The following is a 25,734-nucleotide window of genomic DNA, read 5'->3' as shown; positions in this document are numbered from 1 at the left end:
TTCGGGCAGCAGCCTTTCCGGACAGGAGGCTCGGACGCGGTTCAGCGGCGTTCCCGAACACCCCGCAACGCGTACGCCAGGGCGGTGCCGAGGATGATCACGCCGACCAGGAGGGCGAGGTGGAGACCGTACGGCTGCAGCAGCATCGCCTTGGCCGGAGGTTGGCTGCCCTGGCGGATGATCAACGGCAGCGCGATGATCACGACGACACCGATCATGATCAGGGCGGCCTGCACGAACGCCTGGGCCGGCGGCGGGACCCGACCCGCCGCCGCCCCGATCGCGAGCACGGCCGGTTGCAGCACCCCGTGGTGGAGGAGCAGGGCCACCAGCAGCCACGCGCCGAGGACCAGCAGCGTGCCGAGCGGCAACCCGTGCAGGAGCCGGGCGGCGCCGTAGCCGACCAGCAGCACGCCGACCCCACCGAGCACGATCCGCAGCCCCGTCATCCCCGCACCTCGAGCGCGCCGATCCACTTGGTGTCGAACAGCTCGGCGCGGTTGGGGCCCACCAGCCGCAACGGGTAGCCGTGATCGACGTCGAGCCGGGAGCCGTTGAGGTGCGTGGCCAAGATCGCCTGCTCCAGCTGGGAACCCGTCAGCTCGGCCTTGGTGATGCCGCCCTTCCCCAGCGAGCGGACCACCACCCGCGAGGCTGACGTGCCGCCGGCGCGCTGCACCAGGTCGAGCAGGGGGATGCCGCGCCACTCGGCGGTCACGCCCCAGCCCTGGCCGGCGGCGACCGGCAGCCGCACCTGCCGGGTGGCGAGCGGTTCGAGGTCGTCCAGCCCCAGCGCGTACGCCCGTGGACCCGTCACCTCCAGCCGCCACGCCGGATCCGTGGCGGCGGCGGTGACGCCGGCCTCCTCGGCCGTCCGCCCCACCGGGACCCCCTGCGGTCCCCGGCCGGGTTGCCGCACGGCCAGCAACCCGAGACGCTCCAGGGGAGCCACCGTCTGGCCGACGCTGGTGATCACCACCACGCCGATCCCCGCCGCGGCGGCGATCAGGACCCCGCGCCGCGAGATCCCGTTGGGCACCGGCGGGGGCAGTGGTCCGGCGTTGCTGTGCGAGGCCGGGTTCTCGTGCCACGGCACCTCCGTGAGCACGTCGCCGTCGGCCAGCCGGGTCGACGACCCGTACCGGATGTCGGGCAGCTTGATGGCCACGTGCAGCAGCACCGCACCGACGACCACGTACGCCAGCGCGTAGTGCACGACCACGAAGTCCCAGCCGAACGGCCGCCAGTCCAGCAGGTTGAGGAAGCCGGTGACCAGCTGCACCAGCGTGGCCGAGATCAGCAGCGCCGCGCTGAGGCGCTCGAGCAGGCGCGTGACCGACGGGACCGGCGGCCAGCGGAAGGAGTTGGGGTAGACCGACCAGAGCTTGATCAGCACCAGCGGGATCGACGCGATGCCGGTGGTGACGTGGATGCCCTGGGTCAGCCGGTAGCCCCAGACCGGCACCACCGGCTTCGGCAGCCACGCCCAGGTCAGGTACTGGGTGTAGCTGAGCAGCCCGGTGAGGAAGCAGAGCGCGAAGGCGGTGCCGAGGGCGCGACCGAGCCGGGCGGTCAGGGCGGTCGACCGCACGGGGCTGGAGAAGTGCGGCCACCAAGCGGGTCGCGCCGCCGCAGTCGCGGGCATCCCACCAGTCTGGTCCGGGTGACGTCTCGGCGACAGGTCCGAACGGGCACATCTCGCCGTCCACCGGGGCACCGGTAGCCGGTGCCGGTGCGCAGGCTGGGTCGATCGATCGCGGCTCCTACGATGCCGAGGTGCGAGAACCCGACGCCACCTTCGCCGACCCGCGCCAGGCCGAGCTGTACGACGTCCTGGACCCAGATCGCGGTGACCTCGACGCCTACGTCGCCCTGGCCGAGGAGCTCGGCGTCCAGCGGGTGGTCGACGTGGGCTGCGGCACCGGCTGCCTCGCCGTCCGGCTCGCCGAGCTCGGGCTCACCGTCGTCGGCGTCGACCCGGCCGCGGCGTCGCTCGACGTGGCCCGGGCGAAGCCGTACGCCGACCGCATCACCTGGATCCACGGCGACGCCACGGCTCTGGTCGGGCTGGTCGAGGACGCCGACCTGGTCGTGATGACCGGCAACGTGGCTCAGGTGTTCGTGACCGACGAGGAGTGGCACGCCACCCTCGCCGCGGTCTGGTCCTCCCTGCGGCCCGGTGGCTGGTTCGTCTTCGAGACCCGCCGACCCGAGGTGCGGGACTGGGAGACCTGGAGCAGTCCACCGACGCCGGTCACCCTGCCCGACGGTCGGACCGCCGTGCAGTCGTGCACCGTGACCGACGTGGCCCTGCCGCTGCTGACCTTCGAGGGGTGGACGGAGATCGACGGCCGGCGGCTCTCGTCCACCTCGACCCTGCGGTTCCGGGAGCGCGCCGAGGTGCTGGCCGATCTGGAGCGCGCAGGGTTCCAGGTCTCGGACGTGCGCGACGCCCCTGACCGCCCGGGCAAGGAGCTGGTGTTCCTGGCCCGGGTGGCAGCGGGGTCCACGACACCCGGCTGAGTCCGGCCCCGACGACGGTGTGACCGTCAGGCAGGCCACGACCGTCAGCCAGGGGCCAGGCGACGGCCGTCAGCCAGGGGCCGGGGTGCGGCGGTCCCGGACTCAGCCTCCGACGGCCGCGGCCGCGGCCGGCTTGATGTTCTGGTTGACCCTGAACAGGTTGTCCGGGTCGTAGGCGGCTTTGATCTGAGCGAGCCGTGCGTAGTTGCCGCGGTAGCTGGCGCGGATCCGTTCCTCGCCCTCGTCCATCATCATGTTCACGTAGGCGCCACCGGCCGAGTGGGGGTGGAGGGCCTCGAAGTAGTCGACGCACCAGCGCTTCAGCTCCGCCGCGTCCGCAGGATCGGCACTGACCCCGGCGAACACCGAACCCCAGGTGGCGTCGCGGTAGGCCCAGGCGGTGTCGCCCGCCTCGACGTCGTGCGCGGCCCCGTTGATCGGATACAGGTGCATCGTCGACTGGAACGTCGGCAGCCTCGATCCGAAGCGCTGGTGGATGGTCACGGCCTCGTCGGGGATGGTGTTGACGAAGTCGGCCCGCCAGTACCACTGCTGTCCCTTCGGGTAGAGCCCGTCGAAGGCGGTCTGCAGGGCGGCGTGGGGCATCGGGGCCACACCGTGCAGCAGCGGCGCGGGCAGCGCGTCCAGCAGGGGTGCCATCGCCGTCCGGGCGCCGTCCTCGTCCCCCACGTACGCCCACACCACGGCACAGACCGGCCGCAGGTGCAGCTCTTCGGGGAACGGCGGGGCCGGCGGCACCTGGGTGTAGGCGAAGAAGCCGTTGAGCTCGCGGGGGGCGTTCGGGATGAAGTCCCGGTACGCCTCGAGGACGGCGTCGCCCTGCCCGACATCCCAGAACGTCGGTCCGCCGACGAACGCGGAGACGTCGTTCAGCCGGAACGTGAACGAGGTGACCACCCCGAAGTTGCCGCCGCCTCCGCGGAGGGCCCAGAACAGATCCGGTTCCTCGGTCGCGCTGGCCCGGACCTGGCGACCGTCGGCCAGCACGACCTCCGCCGCGAGCAGGTTGTCGATGGCCAGCCCGTACGTCCGCGTCAGGTGCCCGAGTCCGCCGCCGAGAGTCAGACCGCCGACGCCGGTGGTGGAGATGATCCCGCTCGGCACGGCGAGGCCGTGGGCGCCGGTGGCCGCGTCCACCTGGCCCCAGGTGGCGCCGCCGCCCACGCGGACGGTCTTCCCCTCGGCGTCCACCTCGACCGAGTCCAGGGCGGCGAGGTCGATCACCAGACCGTCGTCGCAGGTCCCGAGCCCGCCACCGTTGTGACCGCCGCCGCGCACGGCGAGCAGGACACCGTGATCGCGTGCCGCGTTGACCCCGGCGACCACGTCGGCCACCGTGTGCGCCTGGACGATCAGGGCGGGGGACTTGTCGATCATGGCGTTGTAGACGCGTCTGGCGGCGTCGTAGTCGGGGTCGGCGGGGGTGAAGGTCGGCCCGGTGAGGTCAGTCAGTGCCGCCTGCAGGGCGGCGGTGGGGGTCATCGCGGTGCTCCTTCCGAAGCTGTCGGAACGACCGTCGCTCCACTTGTCACGGTAGACATGACGGGCGGCGCCTGCCTCCTTCAGAGCCCGGACTTGAGTCGGACAGCCGGTCTGGTCGCGGCGATCGCACCCAGGTGGGGTTACGTCGCGGCAACGGGACGTGGCACCCGGGCTGCCCAGAACGCCTCCGCCGGCCAGCGCCGCTCGGCGGCGTACAGGGCGTCGCGGGTCTGCCGGTGGTTCTCGAACCGGGCTTCGACCCGGTCCTCGTAGCGCCACGGCGGTTGCCCGCCCGCACCGGTGGCGGCCGCGATCGTCCAGGCGGCGTCGGCCGCGTCCAGCAGGGCGTCGTGGATGCCGCAGCCGGTGATCGGATCGCGTTCGCTCGCCGCGTCGCCGACCGCGAGCCAGCCCGACCCGGTCACCCGGTCGAGCCGCGACACGGTGACGGGCCGGCAGCGCAGTGGCTCGCCCCGGAGGCGGACGCGAGCGAGCAGCGGCCCCAGCAGGGTGGTCGCCGCCAGCTCCTCGTGCCAGCGTCGGCCGCCCCCACGCAGCAGGTCGGCGGCCGCGCCCCGGTCGGCGACCAGGGCGGTCACGATCCGGGATCCCGGCAGCTTCGACCCGTACCACCATCCGGTCGGGGTGGCCTCGACCGCCGTCTGGGCGGTGAAGGTGCCGGCCTCGAGATCGGCGAGGCGCAGCACGGCGACCAGGCGGTCGCGCGTGTGCCGGACGGCGCCCTGTCGGCGGGCGAACCACGAGCCGCCCCCGGACGCGTCGACCACCCACGTCGGCCGCAGGGTGGTCGACCGACCCGCCGGGCCCCGCAGCCCGACAGTGGTCCGGCCACTCTCCTGGCCGGTCGTGACCACCCGGGTGCCGGTGCGCACGTCGACACCGACCTGGGCCGCTCTCGCCCGCAGCCGGGTCTCGAACCGCCGGCGGTCGAGGTGCCAGGCCGGGCCGCGGGGGTCCAGGAGGTGATCGCTGTGACCCGGCCGCGGACCGCCCCAGACGGAGATGCCGCCGGGACAGGACAGGTGACCGTCGGCGCGGAACGCGTCGGCCAGCCCGAGCCGGTCCAGCGCAGCCAGCGCGCCGGGGGTGAGGGTCTCACCGAACCGCTCGGTCGGCGACGTGCGGTCCTCGGCGACGACGACCGTGAGATCGGTCCTGGCGCGCAGTCCGATCGCGGTGGCCAACCCCGCCGGTCCGCCGCCGATCACCAGGACGTCGCAGGCGTCGACCACCGGTCCGGGCTCAGTCGCCGGGACCGCTGGGGTTGGCGTGGAACGGCCATGCGGCCACCACGTTCACCGACTGCCCCTCGGTCGGCGGCCGGCTCTCGGCCTCGAGGAAGAAGTCCGGCGGGTAGGTGCCGCCGCGGATCGCCGTCCCCTGCAGGATGATCCCGATCCGGTCCCACTGCTGCACCGACTGCAAGGCGCGTTGGAACGTCGCCGCGGTCTTGGGGTCGTTGGTCAGCGTGCCCGGGCCACGGATCGACCAGACCCTCTGCGGCAGCACGCCGTTGACCACGGCGGTCGCCGGGTAGACCGCGTCGGGTCGCTGCGACGGCCAGGACCAGTAGAGCGTCAACGGGTTGCCGGTGGCGGTGTTGGTGCCGGAGGTGTTGATGCTGGGCTGGTGGATCGAGCAGGAGTTGTAGTCGGTCTGCCAGGGGATCGACATGAACTTCGACAGGTCGCCGGGTTCCAGGCCGTCGGTCATCCCGTGCAGGGGGATCCAGCCGCCGGTCAGGAACGGGGCGGTCTTGGTCGCGGTCGCGTATGCCAGCGGCTTGTGCTTGACCCGGAACGGGCCGGAGCCCGACGTCCGCCAGTCGGTGTCGTACAGGTCGGGTTGGCGGACCGGGTAGCTGACCTCGATGCCGGGCACGTAGCGGCCGCCCAGGCAGTTGCTGAGGGAGGCCATGTCGAGGAACTCGCCGGGCCCCAGGGCCTGTCCTGCGCCGGGGTCGAAGTGGTTGCCGTCCCACTGCTCCAGGAAGAAGTACTGCGACTTGCTGACGGCCAGGAAGTCGGTTCCCGCTTCGCCGAGCGAGAGCGGCATCAGCGGCACGCCGACGCTCAGCTCCCCGGCCACGTTGGGATTCCGGACGTAGGCGAGTCCGGACATGATGGTGTGATCCGGGTCGTCGTCCGGACCGATCGACTCCACCGCCCGGTGGGCCCGCAGCGCCATCTCGGGCAGGTTGGCCGTCCACCGCTGCAGGGCGGCCGCCCGGAAGACCGGGAAGACCTGGGTCGGGAAGGACGGCCGGTAGGTCGGATCGAACTCCCCGCCCCGACACAGCTCCGGCTGCAGATCGAGCTCCCGCACCCATGCGTCGTACACGTCGTCCCAGACCGACACCACGTTGCGGATCTGCGGGGCGTACGCCGGGTCGCCGCAGACCACCCAGGCGCCGAACGCCTCCTCGGTGCTGCCGTCGGCGAAGACCACGGTGGCCGAGACCGGCCCGTCGGCGGCGTCGTCCCACCAACCGATGTTGTTGAGGTCGCCGGTGAGCGGCATCGGGTCGCCGTACTCGTCGTACTGGGCGGCGGTGCGGCCCCGGCCCGCCAGCACCAGGAGTCGACCCTGCTCGTCGGTGCGGAGCTCACCGAGGGTGTCGAGCGGGCCGCTGGGCTGGAAGAGCCGGCTGTTGGTGTCCTGGGGGAACGAGGTCGGGTACTGCGGTTGCGGGGTGATCGCGCCGGTCCCGTCGGAGCAGGACGGGGTCGTCGTGCGGTCGCAGGCGACCAGGTCGTCGGAGCCGGACCGGATCGCCCGGGGTCCGGGGTCGATCACCAGCTGGCGCAGTCGCAGCGGTGCGTCCACCGTGCCGTACACGCCGGGGTTGCGGAGCTGGGGGACCTGACCGTTCGCGAAGGCGTTCAGCCCGGCCGACGGGACCACGTTGAAGGCCGCCGACTTCTTGTTGGCCAGGTGCACGGTCCAGACGATCTCGGCGACCACCCGGCCGTCGGGCAGCGTGCTCCCCGGCAGGATCTCCACCCCACCACCGTCGGGATACCGGTCGGGTGAGGGGACGTCGTACGCGAACAGACGGAACCGGGCGGCCTGGCGGAGCAGGTTCCCGTCGTCGTCCCGCAGGTCGTCGCTGCTGATCGGCTCGGCTTCCGTCCCCCGGCGGATGGGCAGTCCACCCACGAGGTCGTCGTGACCGGGGACCGGCAGGCCGGCGCTGGTCTCCGGGGACAGGTAGAAGTCGTCGCTGGTCCCCACGCGGGCGAAGTTGATCGTGGGGTGCAGCCGGAGCACCGTACGGGCGGGGCCGGTCCCCTGGGCCGAGGTGGTGGCCATCGTGTCTCCTTCGGGTGCGGGTCCGGCGGTGTCGGTGGGTGGGGTGCTCAACCGACGCTGATCACTGGGTGAACTGCGGCGTCACGCCGCTCTTCCAGCAGGTCAGGATGTTCGAGCCGATCGTCACCATCAGCGCGGCGAACTCCGGCGGCTGACGACCGGCCAGCAGCTCGGTGATCGCGGCGGTGTAGCGGGTGAAGTTGCCGGTCAGGATCCCGCGCCGCTTCAGATCCTCGGGGCTGTAGCTCGACGGGTCCTTGACCGGGTAGGTCGGCGGGGTCCCGGAGCCGCGGATGGTGAGGAACTTCTGGTAGTGGCTCGCCTCGGGCTCGGAGTCGTCGGCGGTGTTGCGGTTCGGGGCCGCGATCGTGTCCGCCGCCTTGGCCGCCTCGCCCTGATCACGGATCACGTCGATCAGCAGGGAGACCTCGGCGAAGGCGTCGGCGCCGCTGCCCTGGACCGTCATGCTCGGCAGATCGCGGTAGAAGGCGGAGAACAGGTCGACCTGGTTGACGCCACCCCTGATGTGCGACGCGAGCTGGTGCGCGCCGCGCTCGAGGGCGTCGTAGAACGCGCCGATGCTGCCGTACTCGGAGATGCTCGTGCGGTAGGCGGGATGGGTGCCGGTGTCCCACTCCGGGTACTCGATCAGGCACATGGTGTTGATCCGCAGCTGGTCGAGCGGCCCGATCTCGGCGCTGTACGGGCTGTACGTGCGCGTCGGGTTGTCGGGGTCGAGGGCGAAGTCCAGGTGCGGGATCGTCGTTCCCTGGTAGGGGAACGCGACCGGGGTGATCACCGGCGTGTAGCCGTAGGCGTTGGCGATGTTGCCGACCAGCTGCAGGTGCAGCATCTCCTGGTTCACCACCGACTGGATGAGCTGGTAGGCCTCCGCAGACCGGTCGACGACCGAGAACATCGCCGACAGGTAGTAGGGGATCGTCCAGGCCTCCAGCTCGGCGGCCGCCTGCAGATGATCATGCAGGTGGCCGAGACTCCACTCGTCGGCGGTCAGTATCACGGGCAACGCTTCTTTGCGTGATCGAGCCGCCGGGCGCGCCGGGATGGCCGCTGCACGGGTGCTCTGGGGTCGGGGGAAGGCGTTCGGGAAGGGGCCGACGCCTGTGATCATGACCCTAACAGCGGGCCCGGAGAAGATAAATACCACTACCGTGTAAACCTTGGTCGAGTCGGCCGGCAGTCTCAGCGCCGGTGGTGATCAGACCTGGTGGGCGTCTCCCGAAGCGCTCGTCGGCCGGCCGCTGCCAGAGACCCGACGGCTCTCAGCTGACGGTGCCGACGTGGCCGTCCGGCTGACGACCAGCCAGCTCGCGTCGCATGATCACCCGGTTCGGCGTCGGTCGATCCAGGGGTCGGAAACCGAGGTCGGCGAAGACCTTCTCCCGGCCGACGAACTCCTCGCCCGGCGGGGGATCCGAGCCGGCCACCGGCCACCCCTCGATGGCGACGGCGTGGTGGTCGGCGGCCAGCGCGACGGCGGCCCGGACGAGCGCGTACGTGATCCCGGTGCCGCGGTGGTCGGGCCGGACGAACAGGCAGGGCGCCAGCCACACGCGGTCGTCCTCACTGCGCTCCATCACAGCGGTCAGGCTGTTCGCGGGGTCGGTGGCGACCGGGTAGCGCGAGCGCGGTCCGCAGGCCGCCCACCCGACCGGCTCGCCGTCCACGGTGGCGAGCACGCCCATCGGTTGCGGGTCGGCGGCTGCCACGGCCTCGAACTGGCGTCGGTTGCCGCCACCGAACCAACCGAGCGCCCACCGTGTACGCGAGGTGCAGAACGCCTGGCACCAGCAGTGCCGGGTGTTCCGGCTGCTCCGGAAGAGATCCGCCAGCACGGTGAGCTCGGCGGGCCCGACCGGGCGGGTCTCGACGTCGGCGGTCACGATCGGCCCGCTACTCGGGCTGCACCCCGTGCTCGAGCACGAAGGCGAGCACCTCCGACAGCGAGGCGGTGGCCATCGCGATGCAGGTGTCGGCCGCGCCGTAGTAGAGCCGGAGCTCGTCGGTCTCCGGCACGTGGACCAGACCGCAGGGGAAGACGACGCCGGGCACGTCGCCCATCAGCTCGTACGGCTCACTCGGTCCCAGCACCCACTCCTCGCAGCGGCGGATGACGCGGCTGGGGTCGTCCAGGTCGAGCAGCGCCAGCCCGGCTCGGTAGAGCGCGCCGGCCACCGTCTGCCGGACGCCGTGGTAGACCAGCAGCCACCCCTCGGGGGTCTCCATCGGCGGGGCGCCGATCCCGATCCGGGCCGAGTCCCACCAGCCACCTTCGCGGGCGGACAGCACCGGCTCGGGGGCGCTCCAGCTGTGCAGATCGGGTGAGCGCGACAGCCAGATGTCGGCGCGGGCGCTCATCGCCGTCACCGGTCGGTGGAACAGCACCCATTCGCCGTTGACCCGACGCGACAGCAGGGCGCCGTTCTTGTCCTCGGGCGCCCGGACCATCCCGAGCCGCTCCGCGGTCTGGAAGTCACGCGTCTTGGCCAGCGACAGGCTCGGTCCGCCGGGGCCGAACGAGGTGTACGCGATGATCCACGCGTCCAGCTCCTCGACCCGGGTCAGCCGGGCGTCCTCCAGGCCCCAGGACTCGTACCCGACACCGGGCGTCGGTGCGAGCAGCGGCGTGGTGTCGACCACCCAGTTGGAGAACCCGTCGTGCGACCGGGCCACCGTCAGGTCGCTGAAGCCGCGTCGGTCCTCGACCCGGCAGAGCAGCACCGTCTCGCCGTCGACCAGGGCCGCGCCGGCGTTCATCACGGCGTTGATCGTGTAGGGCCACCGCTGCGGCGTCAGCAGCGGGTTGCCGGCATGACGCCGGAAGAGACCGTCACTGAGGGCGCTGGAGGAGGGAGACATACGCCTCAACGTAGTCGTCGACCATCCGGTCTGCGCCGTAACGCGCTTCCGCCACGCGGCGGACCGTCGCCCGGTCCAGCTCGGCCACGCGGGCCACGGCGACCACGGCCCCGGCGACGTCGGAGACCCCGAACCCGGTGACGGCCTCGTCGATGACCTCGGGCATGGAGCCGAGCGCGAACGCCACCACCGGCGTACCCGTGGCCATCGCCTCCACCACGGACAGGCCGAACGGCTCGGCGAACGCGATCGGGTGCAGCAACGCGTACGCCGACCCGAGGACCTCTGCCCGCTGCTCGGGTCCCACCGAGCCGAGGTAGACCACCCGATCGCCGTCGACCAGGGGCTCGACCTCCTCGCGGAAGTAGCGCTCGTCGGCGACCAGTCCGGCGATCAGCAGCCGCCGGCCGGTGAGCGCGGCGATCCTGATGGCGTCGGCCGTCCCCTTGTCGGGATGGATCCGGCCCAGGATGACCAGATCGTCGCCACCGGCCGCCGAGAACGGCAGGGTGTCCAGGTCGATGCCGTGGTAGACGGTCCGGAGGTAGTCGAGCTCGGGCACCCGATCGGCGTCGGAGATGGACACGAAGGCCGACGAGGAGGCCCGGTACGCCGGCAGGATCGCCGGGTCGGAGAACCCGTGGATCGTGGTCAGCAGCGGGGCCCGGCAGTGAGCGGCGAAGGCGAGCGGCAGCCAGTCGAGGTGGTTGTGCACCAGGTCGAACTCCGCCGAGCGCGCGAGCGCGTGGGCGACGTGCATCGCCTCCCAGACGCGACCGTCCAGGCTCGGGTCCTCGGCGTACGGGTGCGGGATCACGCCGTCGAGCTCCGCCGTGGTGATCGAGTCGAGGCTGGCGAAGAGGGTGACCTCGTGACCCCTCGCCACCAGCCCCTCCGCCAGCAGGCCGGTGACCTGCTCCCACGGGCCGTAGTGCCGCGGCGGCGTCCGCCAGGCGATCGGTCCCAGCAGGGCGATCTTCATGAGCGGGCCCACACCGGAGTCACGGGATGGAGACGGAGAACTGCAACCCGGCCCCGTTGAGGGCGAGGAGCGCCTGCAGGAACGCCAGGGTGGATTCGGCGCCCTCGTTCTCGCTGACCCCGGTGGCCCCCAGTCCGTCATGGCAGCCGCCGGTGGCGAAGTCGTAGACGGCCAGCTCGTAGCGGTTGCGTCCCAGGAACCACTCGAAGGCCAGGACGGCCTGCGGTCCGTACCGGTGGTCCCCGGTGGACACCATGGCCTCGACCAGCGCCTCGACGAGGGCTGCGGCCTCCAGCGGCTGCTCGTCCCCGTCGTCGGTGACCGGCACCGGGTGCAGCCGAAGCCGCCACTGGTTGCCGATCAGGCGCACGTTGTCGGTCTCGATGCCGCACTGGACGGCGTACCAGTCGAGGGCCTCCAGGCCGGCCCGTTGCCACTCGGCCTGGTCCAACCGGTAACCGGCCGCGATCAGGGCCTGCGGCAGCCGGGCGTTGTCGTAGCTCAGCACGCCCTCGAACCAGCGCCAGTCGTCGCTGCGCACCCCGGCGTACCAGTCGTACAGGCGACCGGCCAGCACGCGGAGCAGGTTCTCCAGGGTGGAGGACAGGGACTGCGCGTCCAGGCGGGCCAGGCCCAGCACGGTGAACGCCACCTGACGGGGGCTGGTCGAGGACTCCAGAGCCGGGACCATGGCCTCGAGCAGACGCAGGCTCGGTGCCGCCTCCGGCCGCGCCGGGATGGCCCCGATGACCTCCCCCAGGGCCCACGCGGCGCGTCCCAGGTGGTCGCCGTGGTGCGCGTCGTCGACCCAGCGGCGGTCGTAGGTCATGAAGTTGTGCATCCCGCTCGGAGAGGAGTCCCAGGCGTGCTGCAGGAAGGCGAGCGCCGAGGACAGCATCCGGGCGTAGCGCGGTTCGCTGAGCTGGCGGTGCAGGCCCAGCGCGGCCACGGCCAGCCGGGCCACGTCGTCCACGCAGTAGCCGGTCGAGCGGTTGGCCACGATCCCGTTGGCGTGCTGGATGATGCCGACGTCGTCGACCAGGGTGAGCAGGTGGTCGGGACGGATCGCCGGAGCGCGCACGGCCGCCGGGGCCTTGGCCGTGCCGAGGACCGGGCCGAGCTCCGCGGCCTCGGCCAGCACCTTGAGAGTGGCCGCGCCGACCTGGGGCCAGGCGAGCTCGGAGCCGACCCGACGAGCCTCGGCCCTGGCCGCGTCCAGCTTGTCGGGGTGGTCGAGCAGGTCGAGGACCGCTGAGGACATGGCGGCCGCGTCGTCGAAGGGGACCAGCACGCCGGCCCCGGAGCCGAGCAGGTCCTCGGCGTAGTAGTAGGGGGTGGACACGACGGGGCAGCCGGCCGCGACGGCGAAGGTCAGGGCGCCGGAGACGATCTGCTCACGGGACCGGTACGGCGTCAGGTAGAGGTCGGTGGAGGAGAGCAGCACCGCGAGCTCCGCCTCGGTGAAGAACCGGTCGAGGAAGTGCACGTGCTCGGTCAGGTCCAGCTCGCGGACGAGCCGCTCCAGTCCCAGCCGGTAGCTCTCGCCCTCGGACTTGACCACCTCCGGGTGGGTCTGACCGGCGATCAGGTAGAGCACCTCGGGGTGGGCCGCGACCACCGCGGGCAGGGCCGAGATGGCCAGCTCGATCCCCTTGCCGGCCGAGATCAGTCCGAAGGTCGACAGCACCGTACGACCCTCGAGCCGTTCCAACGCCACCTGCGAGATCCGGTCGGTCGTCGCTCGGGCGGCGCTCGCATCCACCAGGACCGACGGCGCCCCGTGCGGCAGCACCCGGACCCGCTCCGGCGGCACGATCCGCGCCTCGACGATCATCCGGCGGGCGGTCTCGGTGAATACCGTCACCAGCGTCGCCCGGCGGCAGAGCGCCCGCAGCGTCTCGGCCTGCCGCACCGACGGCGCGGAGAGCACCGTGTGCAGGGTGACCACCAGCGGCTGCTCCAGCTCCTCGGCCAGCGACACGACGAACGCTCCGGCGTCGCCGCCGAAGATCCCGTACTCGTGCTCGATGAGCACCACGTCGGTGCCGCGGGACGTGAGGTCGGCGGCCACGGCCGCGTAGTCGCTGCGCACGTCCTGACGGATCGTGGCCACGACCTCGGGCTCGGCGACCTGCCTCGGGTCGCGCAGGATGGAGACGATCTCGACCGCCGCGGTCGGCTCGGCCTCGATCAGCGCGTCGCGCAGGTCGTGGGAGAACATCCCGATCCCGCACGGTCGCGGGGGATAGGTGGTGACGACAGCCACGCGCACGCGATCACCTCGTCTCTCCCTCTAGGGGTCGCAGTCTCGCACTGTCACCCCCCGCCCCGGACAGCGGGAGGGTGAGCGCTCGACAGCCCACCGTCGGGTTTGGTTCCCCGAATGTCGGCGGTCAAACAACCGGTCCGGCTGCCGAGGCCGACAGTGCTGCAGGTGGGGGCGGTTCGACGCCTGTGGCGCGAGGGCCCGGGGGTGGAGAGCAAGGGGTGGAGCCAAGGGGACTCGAACCCCTAACCCCCTGCTTGCAAAGCAGGTGCGCTACCAATTGCGCCATGGCCCCGCGGCCGAAACCGACGCCCGATCTTACGTCAGCGGGCCGGAGTGACGGAAACGCGCACCTCACGGGCGACACGCCGCGCGACACGCCGGGCGGAGGCGTTCGAGGAGCAGATCTCCGTCACTTCGGGCCGAGCAGGTGCTGCTCGCCGGGCTCGATCGACCCCCGGCGCGCACCGAGACAGAGGCCACGCGCGAGACCGTTCCCCCCACCGACGGTGGCGTCTACGCTGTTTGGCATGTGGTCCCAGCGCGAGGTCATCGACTACGCGCTGCAGCGACGCTCCACGTTGGAGGCGCTGCGGCGTCCGGGGCGGCAGCTCGCCCGGATGGAGGCGTGCGACGCCGACCCGATGCTGGTGCGGGCCGCCAAGCACCACGGCGAGAAGACGTCGACGACCTGCCCGGTGTGCGCCAAGTCGGAGCTGGTGAACCTCAGCTACGTGTTCGGTGAGCAGCTCGGTCAGTACTCGGGGCGGATCAAGCAGACCCCCGAGCTGGAGGAGATGGCCCACGAGTTCGGCGAGTTCAAGGTCGTCGTCGTCGAGGTGTGCCTGGACTGCCGCTGGAACCACATGATCCAGGCCTATCTCCTGGGCGACGGGGTGAAGCGCAAGCCACCACGTCGGCAGCAGACCGTCGAGGACATCTATGGCTGAGCCCCGCAACGGGCACTCGGCCAAGCAGAAGGAGACCTCCGGCAGGGCTGCTGCGCGTCCCGCGACGAAGGCGAGGCGCTCCTGGCCCAAGCGGGTCGCGCTGGCCCTGGTGGTGGTGCTCCTGGTCGGGGTGATCGGTGCGGCCGGACTCGTCGTCTACGGCTACACCACCACCCAGCGCCCGAACGCCAACGCCGACTTCCAGACCGCGACCACGTTCGTCTACTACGAGAACGGCAAGTCCCAGCTCGGCAGCTTCGCGGTCCAGAACCGGCAGCCGCTGACCTTCGAGGAGATCCCCCAGAACGTGAAGGACGGTGTGGTCGCGGCCGAGAACCGGGACTTCTGGACCGACCAGGGGATCTCCATCCGCGGCATGTTCCGGGCCGCCTGGGTGATCGTGCGTGGGGGAACCCTCCAGGGTGGCTCCACCATCACCCAGCAGTACATCAAGATCATGTACCTGAACTCCGAGCAGACGGTCACCCGCAAGTTCCGCGAGCTGTTCCTGGCGTACAAGATCAACAAGGAGATGTCGAAGGAGGAGATCCTCACCGACTACCTGAACACGATCTACTTCGGGCGCGGCGCCTACGGGATCCAGGCGGCCAGCAAGGCCTTCTTCGACGTGGACGCCGAGGACCTCAGCACCCAGCAGGCAGCGGTCCTGATCAGCGTCATCAACAACCCCAGCCTGTTCGATCCCGGCGTGGACGAGGCCAACATCCCGCGGCTGGAGGAGCGCTACAGCTACGTGCTGACCTCGATGGCCGAGACCGGCGCGATCACCCCGGCCGAAGCCGCGGAAGCCGCCGCGAGCCTGCCGAAGTTCCCCGAGGTCAAGGTCAACGAGCGCTACGGCGGACCCAAGGGCTTCCTGCTGAAGATGGTCGAGCGGGAGCTGGTCGGCGCCGGCTTCGACCCGAGCCAGATCAGCGGCGGCGGTCTCAAGATCACCACCACCTTCGACAAGTCGGCCCAGAACGCCGCCGTGGAGGCCGCCCAGAAGTACACCAAGCAGGCGGCCGACGCCCGCGACAAGAAGGCGGGCAACCTGCACGCGGCGGTGGCCTCCGTCAAGGTCGGCACCGGCGAGGTGCTGGCGCTCTACGGCGGTCCGGACTACGTGAAGAACTCCCGCAACTGGGCGACCACTGCCCGTCCGACCGCGTCCACGTTCAAGACGTACGCGCTGGCGGCCGGGCTGAAGGACGAGTTCAGTCTCTACTCCCGCTTCAACGGCAACACCTTCACCCCCGAGGGTGACAGCAGCACCGTGCGCAACGAGTTCAACTACGAGTACGGGTCCGGGGTCACCCTGCTCAAGGCGGCCACCGACTCGATCAACACCGCGTTCGTGGACATGACCACCCAGCTGGCCGACGGTCCGCAGCAGGTGGTCGACATGGCCGAGGCCGTCGGCGCGCCCAAGGGCGCCGGCTGGGACCTCAACTCCCGCATCGCGCTGGGCACCGCCGAGGTCAGCCCGCTCAACCAGGCGAACGCGTACGCGACGTTCGCCAACGACGGCACCTACGTCGCGCCCCACGTGGTCAAGGAGGTCGAGGACGCGAACGGGAAGGTGGTCTACAAGGCCGCTCCGGAGGAGAGGCGGGCCGTCGACAAGGACATCTCCCGGGACGTCACGTACGCGCTGTCCAACGTGGTCGAGCAGGGCACCGGCAGCACCGTCCGGACCCTCGACCGCCCGGTGGCCGGCAAGACCGGCACCAAGGACGTCGAGGACGACATCACCGCCGCCTGGTTCGTGGCCTACACCCCCCAGATCTCGACCGCCGTCATGTACGTGGCCGGCGACGACGGCAACGCCGATCTCGACGACTACGCCCGGCCCGGCGACTCGACCTTCTTCGGCGGCACCTACCCGGCGCTGACCTGGGTCGACTACATGCAGACCGCCGTCGAGGACCTGCCCGTCAAGCAGTTCGAGGACCCCGCGTACGTCAACCGCGACTCCGCCCCGCAGCAGAGCGCCACCTCCCGCCCCGAGCCCACCCGGACCCGGGAGACGACCGAGGCGCCGACGCAGGAGCCGACCACCGAGGCGCCGACGCAGGAGCCGACCACCGAGGCCCCCACCCAGGAACCGACCACCGAGCCCCCCACCCAGGAACCGACCACGGAGCAGCCGAGTCGTCAGCCGACCGACGAGCCCTCCGGCGGCGGCTGATGGCCGACGGGCCCCGACCCGCCATCGAGATCGTGGACACTGCCTCCGCGCGCGCCCGGCGCGGTCGGGGACCGGCCGCCGAGGCCTGGCTGGACGAGCGCACCGACGGTCCGGTGACCGGCAGCCCGGTGCCGCCGTCGTGGAGCGACCGTCTGGTGCGTGCGACCAGCCAACGGCTCGGTGGACCACTCGGCCGACGGGCCGACACCCTCGGCTCCTGGTGGACGGCGGGTCGGTGGGCCCTGCTGACCGCCACTGTCGTCTACCTGCTCGGCGTGCTGGTCCGGCTGCCCTGCCGGATCACCGAGGCCGGGCAGAGCCCGGACAGCTTCCGCTGGATGTGCTACTCCGACATCGGCATCCTCTACCAGCTGCGCGGGCTGATGCTGGGCAACGTCCCCTACCTCGACAGCGGCAGCTACCCCGTGCTCGAGTACCCGGTCCTCACCGGCTGGTTCCTGCAGCTGGAGCGGGTGATCAGCAGCGCTCTCGGCGCACCGACCGGGTCGCAGCTGACCGCCCAGCAGCAGGTCGACTCGACGTTGATCTTCACCGACGTCAACGTCGTCGTCCTGGGCGCGCTGCTCCTGGTCACCGTGTGGGCCCAGGTGGGTGCGGTGCCGCACCGGCCCTGGGACGCCCTGATGGTGGCCGCGTCGCCCTGCGTCGCCGCGACGGCATTGATCAACTGGGATCTGCTGCCGGTCGCGCTGACCGCGCTGGGGGTGCTCTGCTGGGCCCGCCGCCGGCCCGGCTGGGCCGGGGTGTTCTGGGGCCTGGGCATGGCGGCCAAGCTGTATCCGCTGTTCCTGCTCGGACCGCTGCTGTTCCTCTGTCTGCGTGCCGGCCGGCTGCGCGAGTTCGGCCGGATGCTCGCCGCCTTCGCGGTCGCCTGGCTGGTGATGAACCTGCCGGCGCTGTGGTTGGCCCCCGACAACTGGCTGAGCTTCTGGACCTTCAACTCCGACCGGTCCGGCGACCTCGGGTCGATCTGGTACGTCCTGTCGCTGGCCGGACACCCGGTCGACGGTCTCAACACGCTGGCGCTGGCGATCTTCGGACTGCTGTGCGTGGGGATCGCCGCCCTGATCCTGGTCGCCCCGCGCCGGCCCCGGCTCGGTCAGGTCCTGTTCCTGGTCGTCGCCGCCTTCCTGCTGACCAACAAGGTCTACTCGCCGCAGTACGTGCTGTGGCTGCTGCCGTTCGTCGTGCTCGCCCGGCCCGTCTGGCGTGACTGGCTGATCGTCACCGCCGGTGAGCTGGTCTACTTCGGCGCGATCTGGTGGCACCTCGGCGGCCTGCTCGCCCCCGGGTCCGACGGACCGGACAAGGTCTACTGGCTGGCCGTGATCGTCCGGATGGCCGCGCAGCTGTGGATCGTGGCGGTGGTCGTCCGCGACCTCTGGCGGCCCGAGCACGACGTCGTACGCCATCCGCCCGGGGTGACCCGGAGCTTCGACGACCCGACCGGCGGCGTGCTGGACCAGGCGCCGGACGTGGACTGGCTGCCACTGCGCCGAGCCCCCCTGACCCCCGGCGCCTCTCTGCCCACCGGTGCCCCTCTGCCCACCGGTGCCCCTCTGCCCACCGGTGCCCCTCTGCCCACCGGTGCCCCTCTGCCCACCGGTGACCCCGCCACGGCGGGCGCCCCCGCTACGGCGGGCGCCACCGGTGACCCACCCGACCGTGACGGCCACGCGTGACGGCCGTGCAGACCGCTCTCACTCCGGCGGCGACGGCCGCCACCAGCCGGCGTACGGTCACCCAGGCCTGGTTGGCCAGTCGGGGTCTGATCGTCCTGGTCGCGTTGCTGCTGGCGGTCTACCAGGGGCGCAGCCTGACCGACATGGTCGACCAGTGGGACGTCGAGCACTTCACCAACCTGGCCACCAACGGCTACCTGGGCCGGCCCGACGGCACCCTGATGGCCTTCTTCCCCGGGCTCCCCGTCCTGCTGCGCCTGGGGCTCGAGCTCGGGCTGCCGGTCTACCTGACCGGCGTGGTCGTCTCGGCGATCTGCTCCTACCTGGCCGCCACCGCCCTGGCCCGGCTCGGCGGTCCGGTCGCCGCCGTCGCCTGGTTGTTCGCCCCGACCGCGGTGTTCACCGTGGTGCCCTACACGGAGGCGCTGTTCTGCGCGGCCGCCTTCTGGGCCTGGGAGCGAGCGAGAGCGGACAGGTGGGCCGCCGCCGCCGGACTGGCCGCGCTGGCCTGCACCGTACGGGTGTCCGGGTTGTTCCTGGTCGGGGCGTTGGTCGTGCTCGCCCTCACCCTGCGGACACCGGCCGCGCCGACCTGGCGGGAACGGGGCCGGCGGCTGCGGTGGCTGCTGCTCCCCGTCGCGGTGCTCGGGGCGTTCGTGCTCTACCTGTACTCGCTCACCGGCAGCTGGACGGCCTGGTACCACGCCCAGTCCACCGGCTGGGCCCGGACGATGACCCCGCCGTGGGACGCGTTCTGGAACACGGTGGCGGCCACGGTCCCCAACGCCGACCACCCGCTGTGGCCGCCGGTGTTCACGGCCGAGATCGTGTCCATGGCGCTGGGGGTGCTGGTGGTCGGCTGGTGCCTCGGCCGGCGGCTGTGGGCGGAGGCGTCCTGGGTGGCCGTGCAGGTGCTGGCGTTCTCGATCTCGTACTGGTTCATGTCGGTGAACCGCGCCATCCTGCTCTGGTTCCCGTTGTGGATGATGGTCGCCGCCTGGGCCACCTGGCGGCCCGAGCGCACCGCGGTCCGGGTCGGTCACCGGGTGGTGGTCGGGCTCGTCTTCCTCGCCGGGGTCGTGGTGATGCTGGCCTGGAGCTGGCTCTACTTCACCGGCAACTGGGCCAGCTGATCCCGGGTGGCCGTGCACGCCGGTCCCCCGTTCGAGCGGCTCGGCACCCCGGGGAGGGCTCCGACGGACTGCGTAAACTCGGCCCGTGAGGCGAATGTGGATCGATCTGGAGGGCCTGGCCAACCTGCGTGACGTCGGGGGGATGCCGACGGGCGACGGCGGGGTGATCACGGCGGGACGACTGCTGCGGTCGGACAACCTGCAGGCTCTCACCCCCGGCGACATCGACCGGCTGCTCGGGCTCGGGCTCACCGACGTCGTCGACCTGCGCAGCGAGTACGAGGTGGAGCAGGAGGGTCCCGGTCCGCTGGCCCGGCACCCGCAGGTGAGGCTGCACCAGCACTCCCTGTTCCGGGAGTGGCGCGCTGGTGTCGGGGAGGACAAGCCCGTCGAGCTGATGCGCGACCGGCCCGAGGAGCTCCCCGACGAGGCGCTGCCCTGGGTCGACCTGACGCCGACCGTGCAGGTCGACCACGAGGTCGCCTCCTACTACCTGTCCTACCTCGTCGACCGGCCGGACTCGATCGTCGCCGCCCTGCGGCACATCGCCGAGGCCGACGGCGCGACCCTGGTGCACTGCGCGGCCGGCAAGGACCGTACGGGCACGGTGGTCGCCCTGGCCCTGTCGGTGGCGGGAGCCGACCGGGAGGCGATCGTCGCCGACTACGCGGCCAGCACCGAGCGGATGGAAGCCATCCTGGAGCGGCTGCTCGGCACCCAGACGTACGCCGCGAACCTGCGGGACCGACCGATGTCCTCCCACATCACCCACCCCGAGACCATGCAGGCGTTCCTGGACCACGTCGACGCCGAGTACGGCGGGGTCGAGCCGCTGCTGGCCCGGATCGGGTGGACCGGGTCCGACTCGGAGCGACTGCGGACCAAGCTGCGCGGCTGAGGCTCAGACCTCGACGACCTGGTCGACCAGGGCGGTGGTCAGCCGCAGCTCGACCGGCAGGTCGTCGCCGATCGTCGGCGCCGCCGTCGACCCGGTCAGCAGCACCAGGCTGGCCTGCATGTGGGGGGGCTCCAGGAACCAGCGCTTGGCCCCGTCGATCGTGTACGGACTCAGCGCCCGGCCGGTGGCCTGCAGACCGCCCTGGGCGAGGGCGACGAGCCGCTGCCGGGACGACACCGCGGCCGTGGGGGCCTCCATGCCGATGCCGTGCGCGGTGCCGCCGGCCATGATCACCAGCCACCCGTCGCGGCTGATCCGGCGCTGCCGGTAGCCCGCCCGATCGCCGCGGCGGACGGGGTGCACGTCCAGCACCGTGGCCACGGTCGCCAGGGCCCCCGGGTCGCCGAGCCACAGCCGGGTGCCGACCCGCAGCCGCAACGGCGCCGGGTCCTCTCCCGCACCGCCGAGCTGCTTGGCCAGCACGGTGGCCTCGGCCGCCGGCAGGTGCGAGATCCACAGGGTGGCGGGGGCGGTACTCAGGGCGGCCCGGGCCAGCCGTTCCGCCTCCACGTAGCGTCCCTGGTCCGACAACGGCAGGTGGATCGTCCAGCCCTGCAACGAGATCGCGGCGAGATGATCACTCACCCCGGCCAGGTCGGCGACGCGCAGCCCGTGTCGCTGCATGGAGGTCGCGAGCTCGATGATCACTCGCGGGGGTTGCTCGAGATCACCCGCCAGGGCGGCGATCGCGGCGAGATCCTCGACCCGCGACACCGTGGTGATCACCCGGGTGTCGGCGAGCAGGGCCCGGGCCAGGTCGTCGTCGGGACGCCAGGGCATCATGATCACGATGTCGCCGGCGAACGCCTCGCGCACCTGCGCGACCTCCGACGGCAGTCCGACCGCGATCGCCTCGGCACCGAGCCGCTCGGACTCCTCGGCCAGCCGGGTCAGACCGAAGCCGTACCCGTTGCCCTTGGCCACCGGCACGATCCCCGGGGTGGCCGCCGCCACGGTGGCCAGGTGCCGCCGCCAGCGGTCGATGTCCACCCGCAGCGAGACTCCGCTCACCCGCGTCGCCGCATGTAGATGTCGAAGGCCGCGTAGATCAGCGGGTTGAGCGGCAGGTCCCACTCGCCGACGTACTCCACCGCCTCGCCGCCCGTGCCGACCTTGAACTGGATCAGCCCGAGGTGCGGATCGTCGGACTCCAGCCCCTCGGTGATGCCGCGGAGGTCGTACACGGTGGCCTTCGCCGCGAGAGCGTCGGTGATCATCCGCCACTGGGTGGCGTTGGAGCCGCGCACGTCCCGCTTGGCCGTGGTGCTGGCGCCGTAGGTGTACCAGGCGTGCCCGCCGACCCGGACCCAGGTGGTGGCCGCGACCAGGTCGCCCTCGTGGTGGGCCAGGTAGAGCCGGATCCGGTCGTCGTCCTCGGCCAGCAGGGTGGCGAACATCTGCTCGAAGTAGTCCAGCGGTCGCGGGGTGAAGCCGTCCCGCTCGGCGGTCTCGACGTAGATGCGGTGGAACGCGGGCAGGTCGGCCACGGTCCCGCGGCTGACCGTGACACCGGCCTTGGCCGCCTTCTTGATGTTGCGGCGCCACAGCTGGTTCATCCCGGCCAGCAGCTCGTCGGGGGTCTTCCCGGCCAGCGGCAGCTGGAAGACGAACCGCGGCTGACCGGCGGCGAAGCCCTCGTCCTCGTTCGGCGGTCGCCAGCCGAGATCGCGGAGCCGGTTGCGGAGGCGGGTGGCGTCGTGGTTGGTCTCGTCGGGCAGCGCCTGGCTCAGCCGGGCGATCCGCTCGTCGGCGATCGCGGCCTTGATCGTCGGCGCGTGCCAGCGGCGGACCACCATCGGGCAGCCGATCCGGATGCCGAACGCGCCGGAAGACCGCAGGTGCTCGGCCAGCGGGTCCAGCCAGTCGCCGATGTCGTCGGCGGCCCAGTCGATCAGCGGACCCTCGGGCAGGTAGGCCAGGTAGCGCTTCACCTTGGGCAGCTGGCGGTAGAGCACCAGCCCGACCCCGACCAGCGTGTCGTCGGCGTCGAACCAGCCCAGGGACTCGTGCCGCCACTCACGCTTCACGGCGCCCCAGGCGGGGGTCTGCAGGAAGCTGGCCGACGGCAGGGTGCGGACGAAGCTCAGGTGCTGCTCGGAACCGATCGTCCGCACGGTCAACCGCGCCGACGGCACGGTCGCCACCCCGCCCGCCTCGACGGTCTGCTTGCGTCCCGAGATGCCCACCACACCCCGACCATAGTCACCCGGGCCAGATCCGCGCTCGTCCGGCTCGGCCGGACACCATGAGTTCATCCGTCCGGAGGCTGCGGTTCGGCCGAAGCGCCCCACTAGGGTGGCGCCATGTCGCCGTCGATCACCGAGCTGTCCGGGTCGGAGCTGCGGGAGGGGCTGGCGGTCTGCCTGCACGTGCCGCGCTGGGTGGACGACGTGGTGGACCGGGCCCCCTACTCCTCGCTGGCCGAGCTGGAGGAGATCGCCCGGGCGGCGGCCACGCCGTTGGCGCCCCCCGAGGTCGACCAGGCGCTGTCGACCCACCCCCGGATCGGGGAGAGGGCGAGTGGCGAGGGGGCAGCCGCCGCCCTGTCCAAGGCCGAGCAGTCGTCCAGCGCCTCGGACGACCCGGCGCTGGACCAGGCCCTGGCCGCCGGGAACCGGGCGTACGAGGAGACGTTCGGCCGGATCTTCCTGATCCGGGCGGCGGGCCGCTCCCGGACCCAGATCCTCGACGAGCTGAACCGCCGGCTGACGCTCGACCCGGACACCGAGCTCGCGGTGGTCGGGGAGGAACTGCGCGACATCGCCCTGCTCCGGATCCCCCAGGTGTTCGACGCTTATCGCTGAGTCGGGGCCGTCCCGCTTACCCCGCAGTGCGGTCCCGCTTGTGAGCGTCCTCTGAGGTCGCGCCGACCACGACTGGACGACTGAGCGAGCCGACACGCTTTTCGTCGGTGAGCGAACGAGGAAGGAGTGGTCCGAGGGCGCGACCGTTGCGCGAACAAGCCCCGAACAAGGTGGCCGCGAGGACCCGGGATAGACGTTCCGCACAGGGGATGGCCGCCCACGCGGGGAACGTGAGTGGCTGTGAATGCGTACGGCCTATCCCGGGCGTCGAAGAGCCCCCCGGCCCCACAAACGCTACTAGCGTGCGGCGCTTCGCGCGGGTGATTGGCGAAAGCGCATCCACAACCCTCCGCCGGTCACGGACCGCTCAGACCAGACCGGTGTACGCGTCCCAGGCCGGCCCGGCGGCAGGGGCGTCGTCGCGGAGCACCGACGCCTGGATCAACCCGTACGGCCGGTCGTCGGCGTGGAACACCTCGTTCGCGTTCTCCAGCCCGAAACGGCCCAGGTCGTAGAGGAAGTGGTGCTTGTTGGGGGCCGACAAGCGCACCTCGGCGATGAACCCGTACGCCTCCAGGACCCGCTTGCCCATCTGGAAGAGGGTCTGCTGCAGGGCGAGCGAGTGGACCTCGGCGAAGGTGCGGACCAGCACGTTCTTCACGCCGGCGTACGCGGCCTCCCAGTCCACGTCGAGGCTGCTGTAGTGCCAGGTGGCGACCAGGGAGGTGGCCATCACCCGGTCCGTGGTCGGCACGAGCGTCGTGTACGGGTCGGTCAGGAACCCGTGGAACTCCGAGCCGGTGGACTTGAGGATGACCAGGTCCTTCAGGCCGCCGGTCACCCAGGTCTGCTGCGCGTCGGCGGTGCCCTCGACCGTGACGGCGGCGAGCCGGACCTCCTGGCCGCGCCGGACCCAGGTGTGGTCGTGCTCGACGCCGTCGATGCTGACCCGTTCCCAGGCGAACTCCTCGATCTCGATGCGGGCACCCTGCACCGGCTCGACGTCGTCCACGTAGTGCCGGGCCAGGGCCAGTCCGTAGTCCTCGATCGAGGTCAGCCCCTGCTCCTTGGCGTACGCGTACGCGGTGTTCTTCTGGGTGTCGGTGGGCAGCACCGCGCTCTGGTCGCCCTCCAGGTGCGCGGCGGAGAAGTCCCCACGCAGGGCGCTGGAGACGTTGATGTCGCGGATCTCGTGCCGCGGGGTGTCGCGCTGGGTGCGCACCACCCGGTTCTCCGCCTTGCCGTACTGGTTCGGTCCGAGAACGATCGCCATGCGCCCATTCAATCCGCGGACCGTGACACCGGTGTTACGGCTGGCGTACGGGTGCTGTCACCCCGCACCCGCTGGGATCGCCCTCGAGCCCGGCTACGTCGTCGTCGTGCGGAGAGGAGAGTGCGCCCTCTCCTCTCTCCTCCTCAGCACGCCGGCGGGCGATCCCGGCCGCTCGCGCAGCCACCCCGCACTCGCTGGGATCGCCCTCGAGCCCGGCTACGTCGTCGTCGTTCGGAGAGGAGAGTGCGCCCTCTCCTCTCTCCTCCTCAGCACGCCGGCGGGCGATCCCGGCCGCTCGCGCTCGGGAGCGGAAGGGCAAGGACCCGACCAGCACCCCGCCGACCACCGCGACCCCGGCGGCCGCTTCCACCATGTCGATGCGCTCGCCGAACAGGGCCCAGGAGCTGAGGACGCCGACGATCGGGACCAGCATCGAGAACGGCGCCACAGCACTGGACGGGTAGCGGGACAGCAGGGTGTTCCAGATCCCGTAGCCGAGCAGGGTCGCCACCACCACGATGTAGAGCAGCCCGAGCACCGCCGGCAGCGCGTCGACGGTGAAGGCGGTCGACAGCGACCGACCGATGCGCTGTGGTCCTTCCACGGCCAGGGCCACGGCCAGCATGGGGATCGGCGGCACCACCGACATCCACAAAGTGAGGTGCAGCGGGTTGGGGGCGGCCGCCTTGCGGCTGCACACGTTGCCGATCGCCCAGCCCAACCCGCCGGCCAGCGTCAGCACGACCGGGAGCAGGGCCGCGGTCTCGCCGCGGTGGACCGCGATCACGGCGAGACCCGTGACGGCCAGGCCGATCCCGACGACCTGGCGCCGGGTGATCCGCTCGGCCAGGAAGATCCCGGCGAGCAGGACGGTGAACGGGGCCGAGGCCTGCAGGACCAGCGAGGCCAGACCGCTGGGCATCCCGGCGGCCATGCCGAGGTACAGGAACGCGAACTGCAGCACGCCGATCCCGAGCCCGGTCCCGATCAGCCAGCGCAGTCTCACCTGCGGACGCGGGACCAGCAGGATGGTCGGCACGGCCACCAGGGCGAACCGCAGCGCGACCATGAACAGCGGCGGGAAGTGCTCCAGGGCCAGCGCGGTGGCCGGGAAGTTGAGACCCCAGCAGACGGCCACGAGCAGCGCCAGGAGTCGGTCACGGGAGTTCACGCTGTCGATCCTCCCGACACCAACCGTGAAGCACAATCGACATGTGCTTCACTGACGGCGTAGT

General features: G+C 71.6%; 21 protein-coding genes and 1 tRNA gene. 7 read left to right on the top strand and 15 right to left on the bottom strand.

Features of this window, described 5'->3' with window-relative positions; genetic code table 11:
- Positions 1-41: 41 nt before the first annotated feature.
- Together ABD714_RS12605 and ABD714_RS12600 are read right to left on the bottom strand one after the other, a co-directional pair.
- The gene (locus ABD714_RS12605) at positions 42-449 is read right to left on the bottom strand and encodes a hypothetical protein (RefSeq protein WP_344812703.1); all 408 of its coding nucleotides are present in this window, start codon (positions 447-449) and stop codon (positions 42-44) included.
- Positions 446-1,645, bottom strand: coding sequence for a molybdopterin-dependent oxidoreductase (locus ABD714_RS12600; RefSeq protein WP_344812702.1), 1,200 nt, complete (start codon positions 1,643-1,645; stop codon positions 446-448). The genes ABD714_RS12605 and ABD714_RS12600 overlap by 4 nt, the downstream gene beginning before the upstream one ends.
- Positions 1,646-1,776: 131 nt before the next feature.
- On the opposite strand from ABD714_RS12600, the gene ABD714_RS12595 reads away from it, so the two are divergent.
- A complete protein-coding gene (locus ABD714_RS12595) occupies positions 1,777-2,523 on the top strand; it encodes a class I SAM-dependent methyltransferase (RefSeq protein ID WP_344812701.1) in 747 nt (248 codons plus the stop codon).
- Between the two features lie 102 nt (positions 2,524-2,625).
- Here ABD714_RS12595 and ABD714_RS12590 read toward each other — a convergent pair whose 3' ends face one another.
- The 9 genes from ABD714_RS12590 to ABD714_RS12550 all read right to left on the bottom strand — a co-directional run bounded on the left by ABD714_RS12590 (position 2,626) and on the right by ABD714_RS12550 (position 13,782).
- On the bottom strand, positions 2,626-4,026 hold the full coding sequence (locus ABD714_RS12590) for an FAD-binding oxidoreductase (RefSeq protein ID WP_344812699.1): 1,401 nt from the start codon (positions 4,024-4,026) through the stop codon (positions 2,626-2,628).
- A gap of 140 nt (positions 4,027-4,166) precedes the next feature.
- Entirely contained in the window at positions 4,167-5,279 is a 1,113-nt protein-coding gene (locus tag ABD714_RS12585) for an FAD-dependent monooxygenase (protein WP_344812698.1), read from the bottom strand.
- Between the two features lie 10 nt (positions 5,280-5,289).
- The gene (locus ABD714_RS12580) at positions 5,290-7,359 is read right to left on the bottom strand and encodes a LodA/GoxA family CTQ-dependent oxidase (protein ID WP_344812697.1); all 2,070 of its coding nucleotides are present in this window, start codon (positions 7,357-7,359) and stop codon (positions 5,290-5,292) included.
- 61 nt (positions 7,360-7,420) lie between these two features.
- Positions 7,421-8,380 carry a ferritin-like domain-containing protein gene (locus ABD714_RS12575; protein WP_344812696.1) on the bottom strand — a complete coding sequence of 320 codons (960 nt, stop codon included), beginning with the start codon at positions 8,378-8,380 and terminating at the stop codon, positions 7,421-7,423.
- 262 nt (positions 8,381-8,642) lie between these two features.
- Positions 8,643-9,263, bottom strand: a complete 621-nt coding sequence (locus ABD714_RS12570) for a GNAT family N-acetyltransferase (RefSeq protein ID WP_344812695.1) — start codon at positions 9,261-9,263, stop codon at positions 8,643-8,645.
- A 10-nt stretch (positions 9,264-9,273) separates the two neighbouring features.
- On the bottom strand, positions 9,274-10,239 hold the full coding sequence (locus tag ABD714_RS12565; protein ID WP_344812694.1) for a glycoside hydrolase family 130 protein: 966 nt from the start codon (positions 10,237-10,239) through the stop codon (positions 9,274-9,276).
- Complete coding sequence (locus ABD714_RS12560; RefSeq protein WP_344812693.1) at positions 10,211-11,221, bottom strand: glycosyltransferase family 4 protein; 1,011 nt, start codon at positions 11,219-11,221, stop codon at positions 10,211-10,213. Before ABD714_RS12560 ends, ABD714_RS12565 begins: the two co-directional genes overlap by 29 nt.
- Before the next feature lie 19 nt (positions 11,222-11,240).
- The gene (locus ABD714_RS12555; protein WP_344812692.1) at positions 11,241-13,493 is read right to left on the bottom strand and encodes a glycosyltransferase; all 2,253 of its coding nucleotides are present in this window, start codon (positions 13,491-13,493) and stop codon (positions 11,241-11,243) included.
- A 216-nt stretch (positions 13,494-13,709) separates the two neighbouring features.
- Positions 13,710-13,782: transfer RNA gene (locus tag ABD714_RS12550), tRNA-Ala, on the bottom strand.
- A 235-nt stretch (positions 13,783-14,017) separates the two neighbouring features.
- On the opposite strand from ABD714_RS12550, the gene ABD714_RS12545 reads away from it, so the two are divergent.
- The 5 genes from ABD714_RS12545 (at position 14,018) to ABD714_RS12525 (ending at position 20,362) form a co-directional block, all read left to right on the top strand.
- Positions 14,018-14,437 carry a DUF5318 family protein gene (locus ABD714_RS12545; RefSeq protein WP_344812691.1) on the top strand — a complete coding sequence of 140 codons (420 nt, stop codon included), beginning with the start codon at positions 14,018-14,020 and terminating at the stop codon, positions 14,435-14,437.
- Positions 14,430-16,628 carry a transglycosylase domain-containing protein gene (locus ABD714_RS12540; protein ID WP_344812690.1) on the top strand — a complete coding sequence of 733 codons (2,199 nt, stop codon included), beginning with the start codon at positions 14,430-14,432 and terminating at the stop codon, positions 16,626-16,628. The genes ABD714_RS12545 and ABD714_RS12540 overlap by 8 nt, the downstream gene beginning before the upstream one ends.
- Positions 16,629-16,660: 32 nt before the next feature.
- Positions 16,661-18,331, top strand: coding sequence for a glycosyltransferase family 87 protein (locus tag ABD714_RS12535; RefSeq protein ID WP_344812689.1), 1,671 nt, complete (start codon positions 16,661-16,663; stop codon positions 18,329-18,331).
- The gene (locus ABD714_RS12530) at positions 18,328-19,464 is read left to right on the top strand and encodes a hypothetical protein (RefSeq protein WP_344812688.1); all 1,137 of its coding nucleotides are present in this window, start codon (positions 18,328-18,330) and stop codon (positions 19,462-19,464) included. The genes ABD714_RS12535 and ABD714_RS12530 overlap by 4 nt, the downstream gene beginning before the upstream one ends.
- 94 nt (positions 19,465-19,558) lie before the next feature.
- On the top strand, positions 19,559-20,362 hold the full coding sequence (locus ABD714_RS12525; protein ID WP_344812775.1) for a tyrosine-protein phosphatase: 804 nt from the start codon (positions 19,559-19,561) through the stop codon (positions 20,360-20,362).
- A gap of 3 nt (positions 20,363-20,365) precedes the next feature.
- On the opposite strand, the gene ABD714_RS12520 is transcribed toward ABD714_RS12525, so the two are convergent.
- A complete protein-coding gene (locus ABD714_RS12520; protein WP_344812687.1) occupies positions 20,366-21,433 on the bottom strand; it encodes an alanine racemase in 1,068 nt (355 codons plus the stop codon).
- Positions 21,430-22,542 carry a lipid II:glycine glycyltransferase FemX gene (locus ABD714_RS12515; protein ID WP_344812774.1) on the bottom strand — a complete coding sequence of 371 codons (1,113 nt, stop codon included), beginning with the start codon at positions 22,540-22,542 and terminating at the stop codon, positions 21,430-21,432. The genes ABD714_RS12520 and ABD714_RS12515 overlap by 4 nt, the downstream gene beginning before the upstream one ends.
- Before the next feature lie 183 nt (positions 22,543-22,725).
- On the opposite strand from ABD714_RS12515, the gene uraD reads away from it, so the two are divergent.
- A complete protein-coding gene (gene uraD / locus ABD714_RS12510) occupies positions 22,726-23,226 on the top strand; it encodes a 2-oxo-4-hydroxy-4-carboxy-5-ureidoimidazoline decarboxylase (RefSeq protein ID WP_344812686.1) in 501 nt (166 codons plus the stop codon).
- A 367-nt stretch (positions 23,227-23,593) separates the two neighbouring features.
- Here the strand turns inward: uraD and pucL are convergent, their stop codons facing one another.
- Entirely contained in the window at positions 23,594-24,499 is a 906-nt protein-coding gene (pucL, locus tag ABD714_RS12505; protein ID WP_344812685.1) for a factor-independent urate hydroxylase, read from the bottom strand.
- A gap of 34 nt (positions 24,500-24,533) precedes the next feature.
- On the bottom strand, positions 24,534-25,670 hold the full coding sequence (locus ABD714_RS12500; protein WP_344812684.1) for an EamA family transporter: 1,137 nt from the start codon (positions 25,668-25,670) through the stop codon (positions 24,534-24,536).
- Between the last annotated feature and the right edge of the window lie 64 nt (positions 25,671-25,734).

The sequence above is a fragment of the Microlunatus aurantiacus genome (assembly GCF_039536605.1).
In the GTDB taxonomy this organism is placed as follows: Bacteria; Actinomycetota; Actinomycetes; order Propionibacteriales; family Propionibacteriaceae; genus Microlunatus; species Microlunatus aurantiacus.
The sequence above is the reverse complement of the archived record's forward strand: the minus strand, read 5'-3'. Positions and strand labels throughout refer to the sequence as shown.